The sequence below is a fragment of the Hymenobacter frigidus genome, assembly GCF_014640435.1.
In the GTDB taxonomy this organism is placed as follows: Bacteria; Bacteroidota; Bacteroidia; order Cytophagales; family Hymenobacteraceae; genus Hymenobacter; species Hymenobacter frigidus.
Genome location: NZ_BMGY01000017.1, coordinates 38,328 through 54,288 on the forward strand (window position 1 = coordinate 38,328; position 15,961 = coordinate 54,288).

Consider the following 15,961-nt stretch of genomic DNA (forward strand, 5'->3'; position numbering starts at 1 on the left):
ACCGCATAACTAATCCAATCGATTGAGTTACTGCTGCGGTAGAGATGCTTCGGCTTCGCTCAGCATGACGTTCATGTTTTGTTCCGTTGTTTCGCCTATTCATTCCTTAGTACTTCTGCACTTACCCTCAATCATGCTCGACCGTACCGTCGCTCCACCCGTTCTGCCGCTGGCCCGCGTAACCCTGCCCGCAGCCGACGTTATTACCCTGCCCAGCGGTGCCCGCCTGCATGTGCTGGCCAACGATGCCCAGCCCGTGGTGCGCCTGCAAGCAGTATTTCGCGCCGGCAAGCTGGCTGAAAACCGCCCCGGCCTGGCCTCGCTCACGGCCCGCATGTTACTGGAAGGCACTACCACCCGCACCGCCCGGCAGATTGCCGATGAAGTCGCTTTCTACGGCGCCTCGCTGGAGTGCGACGCTGGTTTCGACCGTTCCACGCTCACGCTTTATTGCCTCACCCGGCACCTCTCCACGCTGCTGCCCTTGGTAATCGACGTGCTGACTAATCCCGCTTTCCCAACGGCCGAACTGGAACAGCTGAAAACCCGCACCATTCAGAACGTGCGGGTTGAGCGCCAGAAAACCAGCTATCTGGCCTCGGAGCGGTTCAATGAGTTGTTGTTTGGAGCCGAAACGCCTTATGGCCGGCCTTTCGATAGCGACGCCTACCAGGCGCTGACGGCAACCGAAGCGCAGGCGTTCCACCAGGCAGCCTATGCCTTCAGCAACGCCGAGCTGTTTCTGTGCGGCGACGTGGCGGCTGAGCGCGACCTGGTGGCGGCCGCTTTTAGTGCTGCTCCGGCCGCTGTCCCCGTGTCGGCTGATGGCGTCAGTCAGCAAAACCACGATTTTGCCGTGGCTGATTTCGACCGCGTGGCCGTGGCTGGTAGCCTGCAAGCTTCGGTGCGCATGGGCCGCATGTGGCCCGCGCCCTCGCACCCCGATACCCACCGCCTTAAACTGCTGGTGAATGTTTTCGGCGGTTACTTCGGCTCACGCCTCATGCGCAACATTCGTGAGGACAAGGGCCTGACTTATGGCATCTACGCCAGCGTGGCCCTGCGGGAGTTTGGCACTTCGCTCATTATCGGCACCGATGTGAAGGGCGAAAGCGCCAACTTCGCCGTGAGCGAGATTGAAATGGAAATGCGCCGCCTGCAGGAAGAGCTGATTCCGGCCGACGAGTTGGAAACGGTCAAGAACTACATTTTGGGCAAATTCGCCAACGAGTTATCGACGGTATTTGAGCAATGCGACAAATATAAGAGCTTGGTCTTTCTGGGTCTGCCCGCTGATTACTACATCGAATTCGTGCAGCAAACCGAAAGTGCCGATGCGGAGACGTTGCGCGAGTTAGCGCAACACTACCTCGCGCCAGCCGCTTTGCAAACGGTGGTTGCCGGGCCGGTAGCGTAGATTTTCACCCATAAAAAAAACGTCTGCCTTGCTGAGTAAAGCATGGCAGACGTTTTTTTTATGCCCTTACGCGTTCACTGGCGTTTGAATAGCGGGAGGCGCGGGCGTGTACTCGGGCGTAGCGGTGCGGTGCTCGGCTTTGGCTTTGCCGGGGTCGTCCATCATGTCTTTGCGATTGAAGGGCCGAATGATGAGGCGCAGGGCTTGGTCGGAACTGAAGTAGCTGAAGGCCCAGTCCACGAAGGCCACCACCTTGTTACGGAAGCCCACCAGCGTCATCAGGTGCACAAACAGCCAGGTGGCCCAACCAAAAATGCCGTTGAAGTGAATGTTGCCGGGCATGTCTACCACGGCCTTGTTGCGGCTCACAATGGCCATTGCGCCCTTGTTGAGGTACTTGAAATCTTTGGGTGCTTCGCCGCGCAGCAGGCGCTGAATGTTGGCGGCCAAGTGGTCGGCCTGTTGCTGGGCCACGGGCGCCAGCATGGGCAGGCCGCGGGGCATGTCATGGCTCACCAGGTTGGCCACGTCGCCGATGGCGAAAATATTGGTCTGGCCCTGCACTTGGTTCCAGCCATTCACGTTGATGCGCTTGTTGCGCGCCACCACTTCGGGGGGCAGGCCGGGCACCTCGGCGCCGTTCACACCAGCCGCCCACACCAGGTTCTCGGTCGGAATAAACTCCGTGTCGGAGAAATAAGCCTTGCCATCTTCGTACCTGTTGATGGACGTATTGAGCTGGACTTTTACGCCCAACTCCACCAGGTAGCGTTTGGCATCGGCCTGCGAAGCCAGTGACATGGGCCCCAGCAATTCGGCTCCGGCCTCGACCAGGAAAATCTGCATGGCCCGCAAATCCAGTTCGGGGTAGTCTTTCGGCAGTACGTGCTTGCGCATTTCGGCCAGCGAGCCGCTGATTTCTACGCCGGTAGGCCCGCCGCCCACCACCACAATATTGAGCAGCGCCTGCTTGGCGGCCGGGTCGTCGGTGAGCAGGGCTTTCTCGAAGTTCTGGAAAATGTAGCTCCGCAGGTTCAGCGCGTTCGGAATGCTCTTAATCTGCATGGCATTGCGCTCGATGCTTTCCAGCCCAAAAAAATTGGTGAGCGAGCCCGTAGCCAGCACCAGGTAGTCGTAGCGAATGTCGCCCACGCTGGTGGTCAACGTATTGCGAGCCGGGTCGACCCGCTGCACATCGGCCATGCGGTAGAAGAAATTGGGCTGGCCCGCAAAAATCTTGCGAATGGGGTAGGCGATGCTATCGGCCTCCAGGGCCCCGGTAGCCACCTGGTAAAGCAGGGGCTGGAAATTGTGGTAGTTATTGCGGTCGATAACCACCACCTGCACGGGAGCCTTACGCAGGGCCTTGGCCAGCCGCAGGCCGCCAAAGCCGCAGCCGATGATAACTACGCGCGGTTGCGCCGAAATGGGAAGGTTGGTGTCCATGGGTTCAAGGAAGAGTCAAACAACCCATATAACTCCAATATCGGGTTGGCGGTTACCAATTCCGTAACGCTGGCCCTCCCGCCCCCAATTAATAGTCGTCGGTATTCTTTTTCTTGAACTCGCCTCTTTTCACCTGCTGAATCAGCTGCAGCCAGCTGAAGGGGTTGAGCAAGGGGTTGTTGGAATACCGGCTGGGACCCATGCCCTGGCGGGCATCGTAGTTGTACTGCTGCTGCTGCATGGTCTGACGGAAGTTGGCCACCGCGCCCATGGGCTGGGTTCGGAAAATGCGGTTCATCAGTTCCTCGTTGAGGTTGGCGGCGGCGGCGCTGCCGCGCTCGGTGGGCAGGCGCAGGGCCAGAAACGCCTTTTTGAAGTCGCGCTCGGTGGTGTAGGGAAATACGCGCACCTCGCCCAGCATGGTGGCATCTTCCTGCAGCTGCACCACTACCGAGTAGCTCAGCCGCTGGTAATCGGGCGGAATAACGATGACGTAGTTGGTGTAGCCCAGCGAGCGGATGATGATGCTGTCGCCGGCCAGCACGGCCAGCGAGAAGTAGCCGTAGGCGTTGGAAGCCGTGCCGCGCCCCGCCTTGGGCACGTACACCGTAGCGCCGGGTACGCCCAGCAGGCTGTCGCCGGTGGCCACAATGCCCGTGAACTGGATAATCCGGCGCTTGCCCTGGGCATGCGCTTTGGGAGCCGCCAGCAGCAGCCCGCCCAGCAAAACAAGGGCGAAAAGAAAAGAGAAGCGGCGAAGGCGCAAGAAATCAGGCATGTTCGGGGTAGGGAGAGGCAAATATACGGCTTTGGGGTCGGGGCCGATGGTAACGCCGATGGTAACTTTGGGCGGAAAGAACGAAGGACGTCCGCCCCTTCCCAGACAGTAGATGCGCTTGAAACATTTCACGGTTGCTTTTGGGCAGCAACTTTTTAAATCTTTGGGCGACGAAAGCCGGGTGCGCATCCTGCATTTGCTGTGGCGCAACCACGAAATGGTGGTGGCCGACCTGGAGCAAGTGCTGGATTTCACCCAAACCAAAACCAGCAGGCAATTATCGTACTTAAAGAATGCAGGTTTGGTGAACGTGCGGCGGCTCGATAACTGGATGTACTATTTTCTCAAGGAAGAGGCGGCCGAATTGGTGCAGGAGCTGCTTGCCTTCATGGAAAAAGACCCCCAGCTCCTGCACGACCAGCAAGTGTACCAAACTCTGTGGTCGAATCGGGAGCTGGCCGCGTATAAGCTGCAAACCCGCCACTGGCACGGCCCGGAGTAAGCGCCCGCAGGGAAAACCAACGGGCCGGTCTATCTGCCTATTCTAACGTATCGACTTGCATGAGCCACACCCGTCACCTGTTTGTGTGCACCAAACAAAAGTCCGGAATCGGGGCCGAGGTTGCCCGTGCCCTGAAAAAGGAGTTGAAGCGCCAAGGATTGGCCAAGCAGGTAGTCGACGGTGAAAAGCTGCGCACGCAGGTGCAGACCTGCGACTGCCTCGACCTGTGTAAGCAGTGCAAAAAAGGCCACGGCGCGGCCCTCATTGTTTATCCCGAAGGCACGGTGTATGGCAACGTGCGCCCCGATGATGCCGCCGAATTAGTAGCCCAGCACCTGGGCCTGGGCAAAGTGGTAAAGCACTTGTGCATTGATAAATGATTGAACACGGTAGCAAAGTCGGCTGGCGCGTAAATCGGAATGCACCCCGGATGCCAACCGTGGGCGGGCCTTCTCCGTTGATAAGGCAATTCAACAGTTTTTACCTCATCGCTCCCATGCGTTTTTCTCTCGCAGCCCTGCTTCTGACCGGGCTTGCTTTCCGTGCCACCGCTCAGCCGGCCGCCCCCTCCGATTCCGTTTATACTGCTCCTATCACTGCGCCTGGCCCGGCTCCTTTGGCCGCGCAGCTTGGCGGGCCAAAGTCATTTGGGCAAATAGGCAAGAATAAGACCCTTACGCTGCTACCCATTCCGGTAATCTTTTATCAGGCCGAAACAGGCTTCGGTTACGGCTTGGGTGCGTTGTTGAGCGGCCGCTTTTCAGCCGACACCCTGACGCGGCCCTCCAATGCCCGGGTGCAGTACTGGACCACCCAGAAGGGCCAGTCGCTACTGCAACTGGTGCATTCCATTTACACGCCGGGCGAGAAATTCTACCTCAATGGCGAAATCAGCGCCTATGATATTCTGCTGTATTACTACGGTACCGGTCCAAAATCAGTCAGCGCCGATGAGTCGGAAACGTCTTACAAGCTATTGATTATCAATCAGCGCTTGCAAAAACAGATTGCGCCCAAGCTGTTCTTCGGCGCTCAGTACCGCCTCACCGACGTTACGAAGCTTGATGTACCAGCGAAGAACGTGGATGACAACCGCACCAATGTGTTTTACACCGATTCGCGCGTGACGCCCCGCCAACGCCAGGATACCCGCGTTTCGGGCCTCGGTCCGGTCATCACCTACGACACCCGCGATGTGCCCTTGGCCGCCTTTCGCGGCAGCCTGCTTGACTTCGGGGCCACGTTTAATGGAACGGGTTTGGGTTCTGATTACCGCTTCGTGCGCTACCAGCTCGACGCCCGTCATTTCCAGCCCATTCGCTCGACCAAAACGATTCTGGCGATGCAGTTTCTGGGGCAGTTCCACACCGGCGATGTGCCTTTCCGCGAGTTGGCGGGTATCGGGGCAAACCTGGGCGGCACGCTCTACAACAACGCCAACCTGCTGCGCGGCATTTACGAGCAGCGCTTCCGCGACCGCCAGATGGTGATGTTCCAGGCAGAGCTCCGCCAGAAACTATTCTGGCGCATCGATGCGGCTGTTTTCGGTGGCGTGGGCAACGTGAGTCAGTACGTCGACAAGTTTTCCCTCAACAATACCAAGTACGCCGGTGGAGCAGGCCTTCGCTTCAACTTTCTGCAGCGCGACCGGGTGAACTTGCGCCTCGACTACGCAGGTGGTACTGGCAGCGCGCCGGGCATTCTTTTCGCCATCGGCGAAGCGTTTTAACCGCTACGCCGCGATAATCCAAAAAAGCCTTTCCTGTTCGCAGGAAAGGCTTTTTTGCGGTAGGGATAGGTGAGTTTGTGCCTGGCGATGTTAAAAAAAAGACCAATCTGCAGGCCCACCGCCCGCCGCTAGTGGAACTCCTGCGTTGGAAAAGCTCCCTCCACATCGGTGCCGGTAGCTTGGGTAAACAGCCGCGGCGCGAGCTTCGCGGCGGCGGCTTCTGTTCGGGCAGGAGTAATAATCTGCGATTCGGGCAAAGCAGGCCGGTTTACCTTGGGCGTTACCAGTTGTGCGTCAGTAGCATAAAGCATGGGTAAATGGTCAACTGGTATATTTGAGAATCAGAGAGGCGGAAAGTTTCTGTGCTTCAGAACCCAGTGTAGTATTCGGGTAAATCTTGATGGAGGCAGGGGCTCCCGGAGGGTGTTAACAATTCGGTAACCTGGTTCGGCAGCGCCCGCCGGACCCACGCCTTACCTTCGTGGCGGCAATTATGCCCAGCTTTTACTCTCGTTTTATGTCGTCCCGCCCCATCCGCGCCGCGTTGCTTTCCGTGTATCACAAAGACCGGCTGGCACCGCTGGTGCAGGTGCTAAGGCAGCACGGCGTGACGCTCTACTCTACGGGCGGCACCCAGCAATTTTTGGAAGAGCAGGGCGCCGAGGTGATTGCCGTGGAGGACCTGACGGGTTTCCCGGAAGTGTTCGGTGGCCGGGTGAAAACCCTGCATCCCAAGGTATTTGGTGGGATTTTGCACCGCCGCCACGAAGCTGGCGATTTGGCTCAGGCTGAGCAGTACGGCATTCCGCCCATCGACTTGGTGGTGGTTGATTTGTATCCCTTCGAAGAAACGGTAGCTAGTGGGGCCCAAGAGCAGGACGTCATCGAGAAGATTGATATTGGAGGCATTTCCCTGCTGCGCGCCGCCGCTAAAAACTACCGCGATGTGCTGGTAATCAGCAGCCGCGACCAGTACGCGGCCGTGACTGAGCTGCTCATCGCCAAGAATGGCGCTACCGACCTCGACGACCGCCGGCAGTACGCCGCTGCCGCCTTCGCCACTACTTCGCACTACGACACCGAGATTTTTAAGTACGTGAGCCAGGACACCGCTGTGGCCGGCACCGCTCTGCGCCTGAGCGCTCAGCCCGCCACTCCGCTCCGCTACGGCGAAAACCCGCACCAGGCCGGCACGTTCTACGGCGACCTCACCGCACTGTTTGACCAGCTTCACGGCAAGCAGCTCAGCTACAATAACCTGGTGGACGTAGACGCGGCCGTGGCCCTCATGGCCGAATTCACCGACGGCGAGCCCGCCTGCGCCATCCTCAAGCACACCAACGCCTGCGGCGTGGCCCAGGCCGCCACGCTCCGCGAGGCTTACGTGAATGCGCTGAGCTGTGACCCAACGTCCGCCTTTGGCGGCGTCATCATCGTCAACAAAGAAGTAGATGCGGCCACCGCCGCCGAGCTGAACCAGCTATTCTTCGAAGTGCTGATTGCGCCCAGCTTCGCCGCCGAGGCCTTGCCCGTGCTTCAAAGCAAGAAAAACCGCATTCTGCTGCTGCAAAAGCCGGTTGAGTTTCCGAAGAAGCAAGTCAAAACGCTGCTCAATGGCATCATCGAGCAGGATGCCGACCGCCAGACCGAAACCGCCGCCGATTTTCGCACCGTAACCCAATCGGCCCCCACGGTGGAGGAAACGGCCGCGCTGGTGTTCGCCGGCAAAATCTGTAAGCACACCAAGAGCAACACCATCGTGCTGGCCCGCGCCGGCCAGCTCCTGGCCTCCGGCGTGGGCCAGACCAGCCGCGTTGATGCCCTGCGCCAAGCCATTGAGAAAGCCCGCGCCTTCGGCTTCGACCTGCACGGGGCCGTGATGGCTTCCGATGCCTTCTTCCCCTTCTCCGACTGCGTGGAAATTGCTGGCGCGGCTGGCATTCGCGCCGTGGTGCAGCCCGGCGGCTCCATCAAAGACGCCGATACCATCCGGGCCTGCGACGAGTTGGGCATGACCATGGTGCTGACCGGCGTGCGGCACTTCAAGCACTAGGGCAAGCAGGTAGGTCTGTCGTTGCTTCGTCGGGCCTCCTCGCAACGACAGACGCAGTTCATTTCTGCAATGCCATAACTCCGTTCATCATGCCGGCCCAAACCTTCCGTACCTTTGCGCATTATTCTGTCCGGCTCAGAATCCGGACTCCGTCTTATTGCAGCTAACGCTATGGGTTTCTTTAATTTCCTGACCAGCGACATCGCCATTGACCTGGGCACGGCCAATACGCTCATCATTCACAACGACAAAATCGTGGTGGACGAGCCGAGCATCATCGCCAAAGACCGAACTACGAATAAAGTCATCGCCGTGGGCCGCCAAGCCCAGCAGATGCACGAGAAAACGCACGATAATATCCGCACCATTCGCCCGCTGAAAGACGGAGTAATTGCCGATTTCCACGCCGCCGAGGAAATGATTAAGGGCATGATTAAGATGATTGACACGCGCAAACGGCTGTTTCAGCCCTCGCACCGCATGGTCATCTGCATCCCGTCGGGCATTACCGAAGTAGAGAAACGCGCTGTGCGTGACTCCGCCGAGCACGCCGGGGCCAAGGAAGTGTGGATGATTCAGGAGCCCATGGCCGCCGCCATCGGCATCGGTATCGACGTGCAGCAGCCCGTGGGCTCGATGATTATCGACATCGGGGGCGGCACCACCGAAATCGCGGTCATTGCGCTGTCGGGCATCGTATGCGACCAATCCATTAAAACGGCCGGTGACGTCTTCAACCAGGATATTCTCGACTACATGCGCCGGCAGCACAACCTGCTCATCGGCGAGCGCTCGGCCGAGCGCATCAAGATTGAAGTAGGTGCCGCGCTCACCGAGCTCGACGTGCCGCCACCCGACCACGAAGTACGTGGCCGCGACCTGATGACGGGTATTCCGAAGGTTATTAGAGTGACGTTCTCGGAAATTGCCATTGCTCTCGATAAATCGGTGGCAAAAATTGAGGAAGCGGTATTAAAAGCCCTCGAAATTTCACCCCCCGAATTGTCGGCCGATATTTACGAGAACGGTATTCATCTCACCGGTGGCGGTGCGCTGCTGCGTGGTTTGGACAAGCGCCTGGCCGCCAAAACCAAGCTGCCGATTCACATTGCCGAAGACCCGCTGCGCGCCGTGGTGCGCGGCACAGGCAAGGCTATTAAGGATATTCAGGCCTTTAAAGGCGTATTGCTGACATAATTTAAGACAGGGATTAATAAGTAGAACGTCATACTGAGCTTGTCGAAGCATCTCTACCATGAGAGTAATTAATTGCTCCCACAACGAAGCGGTAGAGATGCTTCGACAAGCTCAGTATGACGTTCTTTTACGATTCGCTCGTAATTAATTCAATTAACCTCCGTGCGGAATTTATTTATTTTCCTATTTCGTTTTCGGGGGGCACTGGTATTTGGCTTATTAGAAATAATTAGCCTGTATTTATTTATTACGAATAATTCCTATCAGCGGGCCGCCTTTTTTAATTCGGCAAACAAGTACGCGGGAGTAGTGCTGAACCGGCGCACGCAGGTAATCGACTATTTCCACTTGGCCGAGATGAACCAGCAGCTGGCCGCTGAGAATGCCATCCTCCGTCAGCAGCTATATCCGGCTGACTCCGTGCGACGCGAGGCCGACACGGTGGCAGTGCCCCCGGCCCGAACCGATTCGTTGCGGCGCGTGCGCTACCAGCGGCCGGCCACCCGGCCCGATACGCTGCTGCTCGGCCAGCAGCGCTTACCCGCCCGCGACCCGAGTTATCCACTAACTCCGGCCCGAGTTATCAACAATATGCTCCATAATGTGGATAACTACATCACCCTGAATGTCGGAAGCGTCAATGGCGTGCGTCCCGGCTTGGGTGTGGTAGCGGCCGGCGGAGTAGTAGGCCGGGTGAAAGTGGTGAGCGAGCATTATGCCACCGTCACCAGTCTGCTGCACTCTAAAACCAGCATTGCTTCTAAAATCAAGCGCGATGGCACGTTTGGCACCATCCGCTGGCTGGGCGAAGACCCGACGCACGCCTTGCTCGACAACGTGCTGCGCGAAACCAAACTGCAGAAAGGCGACACGATAGTCACCTCAAGCTACAATTCAGTATTCCCCGAGGGCGTGTTTATCGGCACTATCGACTCGTTTGTGAAGGAGCCCGACAAGAACTTCTGGACGGTGCGGGTGCGGCTGGGCGTCAATTTTGCCAACCTTACCTACGTTTACGTCGTGACCAATCGGGCCAAAGCCGAGCGCGATACGCTGGAAGTCCACACGGGCATTCTGCCGAAAGGAGGGGCCCGTCCATGAGCGCCGTACGGTTTATTCTGATTCAAATTTTGCGCTTCGGGCTCTATGCGGGCGTGCATGTGCTGCTGATTAGCCGGCTGGTGCTGTTCGATTTGGGCTGGTGCTTTTTGTATTTGGGCTTTCTGCTGTTTTTGCCGTTGGCCACGCCCATTGTGGTGCAGCTGCTGCTGGCTTTTGCGATGGGCCTCACGATGGATATTTTTTACGATACCGGCGGGCTGCACGCGGCGGCGGCGGTGTTGCTGGGCTTTATGCGGCCGTGGGTGTTGCGCCTGCTCACCCCACGCGATGGCTACGACAGCGGCGACGCCGTGAACGTGCACCAAATGGGCTGGCAGTGGTTTGGGGTATACCTCACGCTGCTGGTGCTGCTGCACCATGCGGCATTTTTCCTGCTGGAGCTGGGCAGTTTTCTGTATTTCGGCATTACGCTGGGTAAAATTCTGGTGAGCGCACTATTCACCGGACTGGCGTTGTTAATTATTCAACTGCTGTTCTATCCAGTGCGGCGGGGGCGGAATTAGGGGTTTGCTCTAGTGAAAGAACGTTATGCTGAGCGCAGTCGAAGTATCTCGCTCGCAGCAGTAATTCAATCGTTTAACGATGCGAGCGAGATGCTTCGACTGCGCTCAGCATGACAGAAAAATAAATAATGCAATATCTGGAAGGCCGCAAGTACGTGGTGCAAGGCATCTTCTTGGCGGTGGCCCTCATTTTCCTGACGCGGCTGTTTGTCATGCAGGTGCTGGATGGCACCTATAAGCTGGCGGCCGATAGAAATACCTTGCAGCGCTTGGTACAGATTCCGTACCGAGGCCTGATATACGACCGCAAGAACCAGCTACTGGTGCAGAATACGCCCGTGTACGACCTGATGGTGATGCCCCGCGAAGTGAAGCAGCTGGATTCGGCTCGCTTCTGCGCGCTGCTCCAGATTCCGATAGAGGACCTGCGCGCCAGCCTGCGGGCAGCCAAAAAATACTCGCGCAATAAGCTCTCGCCCGTAGTTCAGAACCTGACCACGCCCGACCTGGCCGTAATTCAGGATAAGCTGATGGATTTTCCGGGCTTCCACATCCAGGCGCGGATGGCCCGGGCTTACCGTATGGATAACCTGGCCCACGCCCTGGGCTACGTGGGTGCCATCACGCCGGCTTTTATGGAAAAGCCGAAGTACGCCAAGTACCATTCCGGCGAGAACATCGGCATATCGGGCCTGGAGTCGTATTACGAGGAAACGCTGATGGGCCGGCGCGGCGTGCAGTACAAGATGGTGAACGTGCGCGGCATCGAGAAAGGCAAGTTTCGGGGCGGCGAGTTTGACACGTTGTCCGTGGCCGGGCAGGACTTGCACCTGAGCATCGACGCGGAATTGCAGGCCTACGGCGAGAAGCTGCTGGCCGGCCGGCGGGGCTCCATTGTGGCCATCGACCCGAAAACGGGCGAAATTCTGGCTTTCGTGTCGGCGCCGCACTACAGGCCGCAGCTGCTCACGGGCAAGGGCTCAGGCAACCGCTACATGGATTTGCTCAACAACCCCGACCGCCCGCTCTTTGACCGCCCGCTGATGGCCACGTACCCGCCCGGCTCGGTGTTTAAGCTGGTGAATGAGCTGGTGGCGCTGCAACTGGGCGTGGTTACGCCCGGTACGTCCTTTGAGTGCAACCAGAAGCTGGTGCGTTGCACGCACCGCCACGAGCCGCCGCGCAACGTGAGCATTGCCATTAAGCAAAGCTGCAACCCCTATTTCTACCAGGTGCTGCGGGCGGCGGTGGTGCGTGGGCAGGCCCCCAATAAATACGACGATGCCCACATCGGCCTGGGGCAGTGGCAGAAAATGGTGAAATCGTTCGGCCTCGGCGAAAAGCTGGGGGTGGATATGTCGCAGGAGAAACGTGGTCTTATTCCCTCGCCGGAATTCTACGACAAAAAATTCTTCAATAAAAAGGAAAACCGCCAGCACCGCTGGAGCTTCCGCAACGTGTATTCGCTCAGCATCGGGCAGGGCGAAATTGGTATTACGGGCCTGCAAATGGCCAACGTGCTGGCTACCATCGCCAATCGGGGCTGGTACTACACGCCGCATTTCGTGCGTGGGATTGGCAACGGCGGCCCGCTGCCGCAGTACCAGCAAAAGCACTTCACAGCTGTCGATACGGCGTTATTTAAGCACATCATCCCCGGCATGGAGATGGTAGTCGACGGCAATGGGGGCACCGGCGGGCTGGCTTCGCTGGCGCAATTCGGCATTTCGGTGGCCGGCAAAACCGGCACCGTGCAAAACGCGCACGGCTTCGACCACGCCACCTTCGCCGCCTTCGCCCCAGCTAACGACCCCAAAATTGCCATTGCCGTTTTCATCGAAAACAGTGGTTTTGGGGGTACCAGCGCCGCCCCCGCCGCGGGCCTGATGATAGAGAAGTACCTGCGCGGCAAAGTGGCGCCCCACCGCAAACGCTGGGAGGATTGGGTGATGTACGGCGACTTTACCAAGCACCTGCACGGGATGTAGGCCCGCTACCGCAGGGTTAGCTCTGGTCAGGTACAGAACAGAACAGAACAGAACAGAACAGAACAGAACAGAACGTCATGTCGAGCGCAGCCGAGACATCGCGCGCGTGTTTGTAAATCAATTGATTGGGTCAGTTAATCACGCGAGATGTCTCGACTGCGCTCGACATGACGTTCAACAATTGTCCTCCTATCCGGGTTGTAACGCCTCCTCATTCAAAATCTCAACTAATATGGAATCCCTCCAAGGAAAAGTCGCCCTCGTAACCGGCGCTGGTAAAGGTATCGGCCGCGCCGTAGCCCTGGCATTGGCTGCCGAAGGCGTGCACGTAGGCCTGCTGGCCCGCACCGAAAGTGACCTGCGCGAAGTAGCGGCCGAAATCATTGCGGCCGGCGGCACCGTGATTACCACGGTGGCCGACGTGGCCGACCGCACCGCCGTAAACGTGGCCGTGGCTAAAATTCATCAGGAGCTGGGCCCGATTGACATCCTCATCAACAACGCCGGCATCGGCAGCTTCGCCAAGTTCCTGGAGATGGAGCCCGAGCAGTGGGAGCACATCATTCAGGTGAACCTGATGGGCACGTACTACGTGACCCGCGCCGTGCTGCCCGTGATGATTGCGCGCCAGACCGGCGATATTATCAATATTTCTTCTACTTCCGGCCAGCGGGCCGCCGCTGGCAGCAGCGCCTACAGCGCCTCCAAATTCGCCGTTATGGGCCTCACCGAGTCCCTGATGCAGGAGGTGCGCAAGCACAACATCCGCGTGTCGGTGCTCACGCCCAGCACCGTGGCAACGCCCCTGGCTTTGGAAAACAAGCTCACCGATGGCAACCCCGAGAAGGTGATGCAGCCCGAGGATTTGGCCGAATTCATGGTGTCGCAATTGAAACTGAACCGCCGAATTTTTATTAAAGAGGCGGGCATGTGGTCGACTAATCCGTAATTACGGCAACTTGCTAAATCCAAAAGCGCCCCCGTAACGTGAGTTGCGGGGGCGCTTTTGTTCCACTAAAGCTGGTTGAAAGGAATGTTCTGGATGCGGTATGACTTCCAGTCCTTGTAGTCGAAGTGCCACCACTCGGCGGGGAGTACGGTGAAGCCATGTTGCTCCATCTTGCTGCGAAGTAAATCGCGCAAGGCCCGTTGCTCCGAGGTGCCGCCCGCGTAAGCAACGTAGGAGCGTGGGCTCATCTCATCATATTCCCCGGTCATGGTCACTTCACGCCCGGTGGCAATGCTCCAGAGGCTCAGGTCCACGGCGCAGCCACGGTTGTGGCGTGAGCCTTTTTTCGGGTCGGCCACAAAGTCCTTTTTTTGCTTCGGCGTAATATCCCAGAATAGCTTGGTCACGCTCCAGGGGCGGTACCCATCGAATACCAAAAGCCGGTAGCCAAGCGGGGCTAATTCTTTATTCACCTTTACCAAGGCCTCTGCAGCCGGCCGTTGCAGGAAGGCCCGGGCCTCGGAATAGACCGGACGACCCGCAAAATTCTTGCTGGTGGCATACCGGATATCCAATTGAATGGTCGGGTCGAGCTGCTGCAATTCCACTAATTCGGACGGGCTGAAAGCGCCGGTTTCGAGGGGTGGTTTCGCGGCGCAGCTGCTAATTATCATGACTGCGCAAAAGGCCCACGACTTCCGCAATATCAGGTATTTATTTTCAGAAGTACGCATGTGATAAGGCTTGGATTCCAATGAAATGCAGCGGTGAATTTCGAAAACATATCCGAGTTTAATACACGTAAAGCGGATACGTTGGTCAACAAAAAAGCCTCCGTTGAGGAGGCTTTTTTCAGTCGTCAAAAGGCCTTACAAAATCCCGCTCAGGAAGCCCGGCGCGATGCCCAGTATAATCGTCAGCAAAGCCAGCACTATCAGCGTCACGGTTTGGATACCATCGACCGGCACCGGCGTGGCATCGGCCGGAGCGGGCTGCATATACATGGCGATGATGGGGCGCAGGTAGTAATACAAGCCCACCATGCTCATGACGACGGCAAACACCACGAGGCCGATATAGCCCTGGCCCACGGCGGCGGCCAGCAGGAAAAACTTGCCGAAAAAGCCGCCCGTGAGCGGAATGCCGGCCAGCGAGAGCATGGCCACCGTCATGGTGAAGGCCAGCAGCGGATTGGTTTTGCCCAAGCCGTTGAGGCCGGCGTAGGAGTCATCCTGGCGGTGTTCAGCCACTAGTTTCAGCACGCCGAAGGCCGCTACTGTGGCAATGGAATAAGCCAGCGAGTAGAAGAAAATGCCGCTGGCGGCATCGCCGGTGAGCATGCCTTTGCTGGCCACGAGGCCGATAAGCAGGTAGCCGGCGTGGCTCACGCTGGAGTAGGCCAGCATGCGTTTGGTGTTGGTTTGGGCCGCCGCACCCACGTTGCCGAGCAGGAGGGTGAGGGCGCACATGGCCTGAATGGTGGGCATCCAGAAACCCTGGGCGGCGGGCAGGGCCACGGCCAGCAGCTTGAGAAAAGCGGCGAAACCAGCCGTTTTCACCACGGTGCTCATGAAGGCGGTGAAGAAGGTAGGTGTGCCCTCGTACACGTCGGGCGTCCAGAAGTGGAACGGCGCGGCCGATACCTTGAAACCAATGCCGATAATCATCATCAGAATGCCGATGTAGAGCATGGGCTGCAGGGTAGCGTTGGCCGGGTTGGCCACGGCGGCGGCCAGCCGCGAGAGCGCGAAGGTGCCGGTAGCGCCGTAGAGCAGCGCCACGCCAAAGAGCAGGATGCCGGTGGCAAACGCGCCCATCAGGAAGTACTTCAGGGCGGCCTCGTTCGAGCGCGAGTCGCGCTTGTTGCTGCCGGCCAGTACGTACATGCAAATGCTCAGGATTTCGATGCCCACGAAGAGCATCAGCAGGTGGTCGTAGCCGACCATCATAATGGCACCCACCAGCGAGAAAAGCAGCAAGGCGTAGTATTCAGCCAGATTGGTTTCGCCCGATACCACGTAGCTGCGCGAGAAGGGCAGCAGCAAAATAGTGGTCAGTAGCACGATGCCCGTGAAGGCTACCGTGTAGTTGTCCACCACCAGCATGTTGTTGAAATACGGCGCGTGGACGACGTTCCAGTCGGCGTAGTTGGCCCCGAATACGGCCAGCAGCAGCAGCATGGCACCGGGCAGCAGCACCTTATTCGAGCGCAGAAAGCCCAGGAACAGGTTGAGGATGCCGAAGACGGAGAGGAGAATGATGGAGGTCATGTGGTAA

15 protein-coding genes are annotated in these 15,961 nt (G+C 58.2%); 10 read left to right on the top strand and 5 right to left on the bottom strand.

Annotated elements, in window-relative coordinates; translation table 11 throughout:
* The first annotated feature begins 133 nt into the window (after window positions 1-133).
* Window positions 134-1,417 (top strand): M16 family metallopeptidase, encoded by a 1,284-nt coding sequence (locus IEW17_RS10745; protein WP_188562041.1) that lies wholly within the window; start codon window positions 134-136, stop codon window positions 1,415-1,417.
* A 66-nt stretch (window positions 1,418-1,483) separates the two neighbouring features.
* On the opposite strand, the gene IEW17_RS10750 is transcribed toward IEW17_RS10745, so the two are convergent.
* Window positions 1,484-2,863, bottom strand: coding sequence for an NAD(P)/FAD-dependent oxidoreductase (locus IEW17_RS10750; RefSeq protein ID WP_188562042.1), 1,380 nt, complete (start codon window positions 2,861-2,863; stop codon window positions 1,484-1,486).
* Window positions 2,864-2,951: 88 nt separating this feature from the next.
* Complete coding sequence (locus tag IEW17_RS10755) at window positions 2,952-3,641, bottom strand: carboxypeptidase-like regulatory domain-containing protein (RefSeq protein WP_188562043.1); 690 nt, start codon at window positions 3,639-3,641, stop codon at window positions 2,952-2,954.
* A gap of 112 nt (window positions 3,642-3,753) precedes the next feature.
* Between IEW17_RS10755 and IEW17_RS10760 the strand changes: the two genes are divergently transcribed.
* The 3 genes from IEW17_RS10760 (at window position 3,754) to IEW17_RS10770 (ending at window position 5,872) form a co-directional block, all read left to right on the top strand.
* Window positions 3,754-4,143 carry an ArsR/SmtB family transcription factor gene (locus IEW17_RS10760; protein ID WP_188562044.1) on the top strand — a complete coding sequence of 130 codons (390 nt, stop codon included), beginning with the start codon at window positions 3,754-3,756 and terminating at the stop codon, window positions 4,141-4,143.
* Between the two features lie 59 nt (window positions 4,144-4,202).
* Window positions 4,203-4,523, top strand: coding sequence for a (2Fe-2S) ferredoxin domain-containing protein (locus IEW17_RS10765; RefSeq protein ID WP_188562045.1), 321 nt, complete (start codon window positions 4,203-4,205; stop codon window positions 4,521-4,523).
* 116 nt (window positions 4,524-4,639) lie between these two features.
* Window positions 4,640-5,872: a BamA/TamA family outer membrane protein gene (locus IEW17_RS10770; RefSeq protein WP_188562046.1), complete on the top strand. Its 1,233-nt coding sequence runs from the start codon at window positions 4,640-4,642 to the stop codon at window positions 5,870-5,872.
* Between the two features lie 128 nt (window positions 5,873-6,000).
* Here IEW17_RS10770 and IEW17_RS10775 read toward each other — a convergent pair whose 3' ends face one another.
* Complete coding sequence (locus IEW17_RS10775; protein WP_188562047.1) at window positions 6,001-6,183, bottom strand: hypothetical protein; 183 nt, start codon at window positions 6,181-6,183, stop codon at window positions 6,001-6,003.
* Between the two features lie 206 nt (window positions 6,184-6,389).
* On the opposite strand from IEW17_RS10775, the gene purH reads away from it, so the two are divergent.
* The 6 genes from purH (at window position 6,390) to IEW17_RS10805 (ending at window position 13,684) form a co-directional block, all read left to right on the top strand.
* Window positions 6,390-7,925, top strand: coding sequence for a bifunctional phosphoribosylaminoimidazolecarboxamide formyltransferase/IMP cyclohydrolase (purH, locus tag IEW17_RS10780; RefSeq protein WP_188562048.1), 1,536 nt, complete (start codon window positions 6,390-6,392; stop codon window positions 7,923-7,925).
* A 171-nt stretch (window positions 7,926-8,096) separates the two neighbouring features.
* Complete coding sequence (locus IEW17_RS10785) at window positions 8,097-9,122, top strand: rod shape-determining protein (protein WP_188562049.1); 1,026 nt, start codon at window positions 8,097-8,099, stop codon at window positions 9,120-9,122.
* A 162-nt stretch (window positions 9,123-9,284) separates the two neighbouring features.
* Window positions 9,285-10,223 (top strand): rod shape-determining protein MreC, encoded by a 939-nt coding sequence (gene mreC / locus IEW17_RS10790; protein ID WP_188562050.1) that lies wholly within the window; start codon window positions 9,285-9,287, stop codon window positions 10,221-10,223.
* Between the two features lie 29 nt (window positions 10,224-10,252).
* Window positions 10,253-10,747 (top strand): hypothetical protein, encoded by a 495-nt coding sequence (locus IEW17_RS10795; protein WP_229748947.1) that lies wholly within the window; start codon window positions 10,253-10,255, stop codon window positions 10,745-10,747.
* Between the two features lie 128 nt (window positions 10,748-10,875).
* Window positions 10,876-12,735, top strand: a complete 1,860-nt coding sequence (gene mrdA / locus IEW17_RS10800) for a penicillin-binding protein 2 (protein ID WP_188562052.1) — start codon at window positions 10,876-10,878, stop codon at window positions 12,733-12,735.
* 232 nt (window positions 12,736-12,967) lie between these two features.
* Entirely contained in the window at window positions 12,968-13,684 is a 717-nt protein-coding gene (locus IEW17_RS10805) for a 3-ketoacyl-ACP reductase (protein ID WP_188562053.1), read from the top strand.
* A 65-nt stretch (window positions 13,685-13,749) separates the two neighbouring features.
* On the opposite strand, the gene IEW17_RS10810 is transcribed toward IEW17_RS10805, so the two are convergent.
* Together IEW17_RS10810 and IEW17_RS10815 are read right to left on the bottom strand one after the other, a co-directional pair.
* Window positions 13,750-14,358 carry a M15 family metallopeptidase gene (locus IEW17_RS10810; RefSeq protein WP_188562054.1) on the bottom strand — a complete coding sequence of 203 codons (609 nt, stop codon included), beginning with the start codon at window positions 14,356-14,358 and terminating at the stop codon, window positions 13,750-13,752.
* A gap of 195 nt (window positions 14,359-14,553) precedes the next feature.
* Entirely contained in the window at window positions 14,554-15,954 is a 1,401-nt protein-coding gene (locus IEW17_RS10815) for an NADH-quinone oxidoreductase subunit N (protein WP_188562055.1), read from the bottom strand.
* Between the last annotated feature and the right edge of the window lie 7 nt (window positions 15,955-15,961).

Bases quoted from the DNA above. Each gene is read 5' to 3' on its own strand.
- mrdA (WP_188562052.1), top strand. From the start codon at position 10,876: ATGCAATATCTGGAAGGCCGCAAGTACGTGGTGCAAGGCATCTTCTTG.
- IEW17_RS10770 (WP_188562046.1), top strand. From the start codon at position 4,640: ATGCGTTTTTCTCTCGCAGCCCTGCTTCTGACCGGGCTTGCTTTCCGT.
- IEW17_RS10760 (WP_188562044.1), top strand. From the start codon at position 3,754: ATGCGCTTGAAACATTTCACGGTTGCTTTTGGGCAGCAACTTTTTAAA.
- IEW17_RS10775 (WP_188562047.1), bottom strand. From the start codon at position 6,183: ATGCTTTATGCTACTGACGCACAACTGGTAACGCCCAAGGTAAACCGG.
- IEW17_RS10810 (WP_188562054.1), bottom strand. From the start codon at position 14,358: ATGATAATTAGCAGCTGCGCCGCGAAACCACCCCTCGAAACCGGCGCT.
- purH (WP_188562048.1), top strand. From the start codon at position 6,390: ATGTCGTCCCGCCCCATCCGCGCCGCGTTGCTTTCCGTGTATCACAAA.
- IEW17_RS10815 (WP_188562055.1), bottom strand. From the start codon at position 15,954: ATGACCTCCATCATTCTCCTCTCCGTCTTCGGCATCCTCAACCTGTTC.
- IEW17_RS10805 (WP_188562053.1), top strand. From the start codon at position 12,968: ATGGAATCCCTCCAAGGAAAAGTCGCCCTCGTAACCGGCGCTGGTAAA.
- IEW17_RS10785 (WP_188562049.1), top strand. From the start codon at position 8,097: ATGGGTTTCTTTAATTTCCTGACCAGCGACATCGCCATTGACCTGGGC.
- IEW17_RS10755 (WP_188562043.1), bottom strand. From the start codon at position 3,641: ATGCCTGATTTCTTGCGCCTTCGCCGCTTCTCTTTTCTTTTCGCCCTT.
- IEW17_RS10750 (WP_188562042.1), bottom strand. From the start codon at position 2,863: ATGGACACCAACCTTCCCATTTCGGCGCAACCGCGCGTAGTTATCATC.
- IEW17_RS10765 (WP_188562045.1), top strand. From the start codon at position 4,203: ATGAGCCACACCCGTCACCTGTTTGTGTGCACCAAACAAAAGTCCGGA.
- IEW17_RS10745 (WP_188562041.1), top strand. From the start codon at position 134: ATGCTCGACCGTACCGTCGCTCCACCCGTTCTGCCGCTGGCCCGCGTA.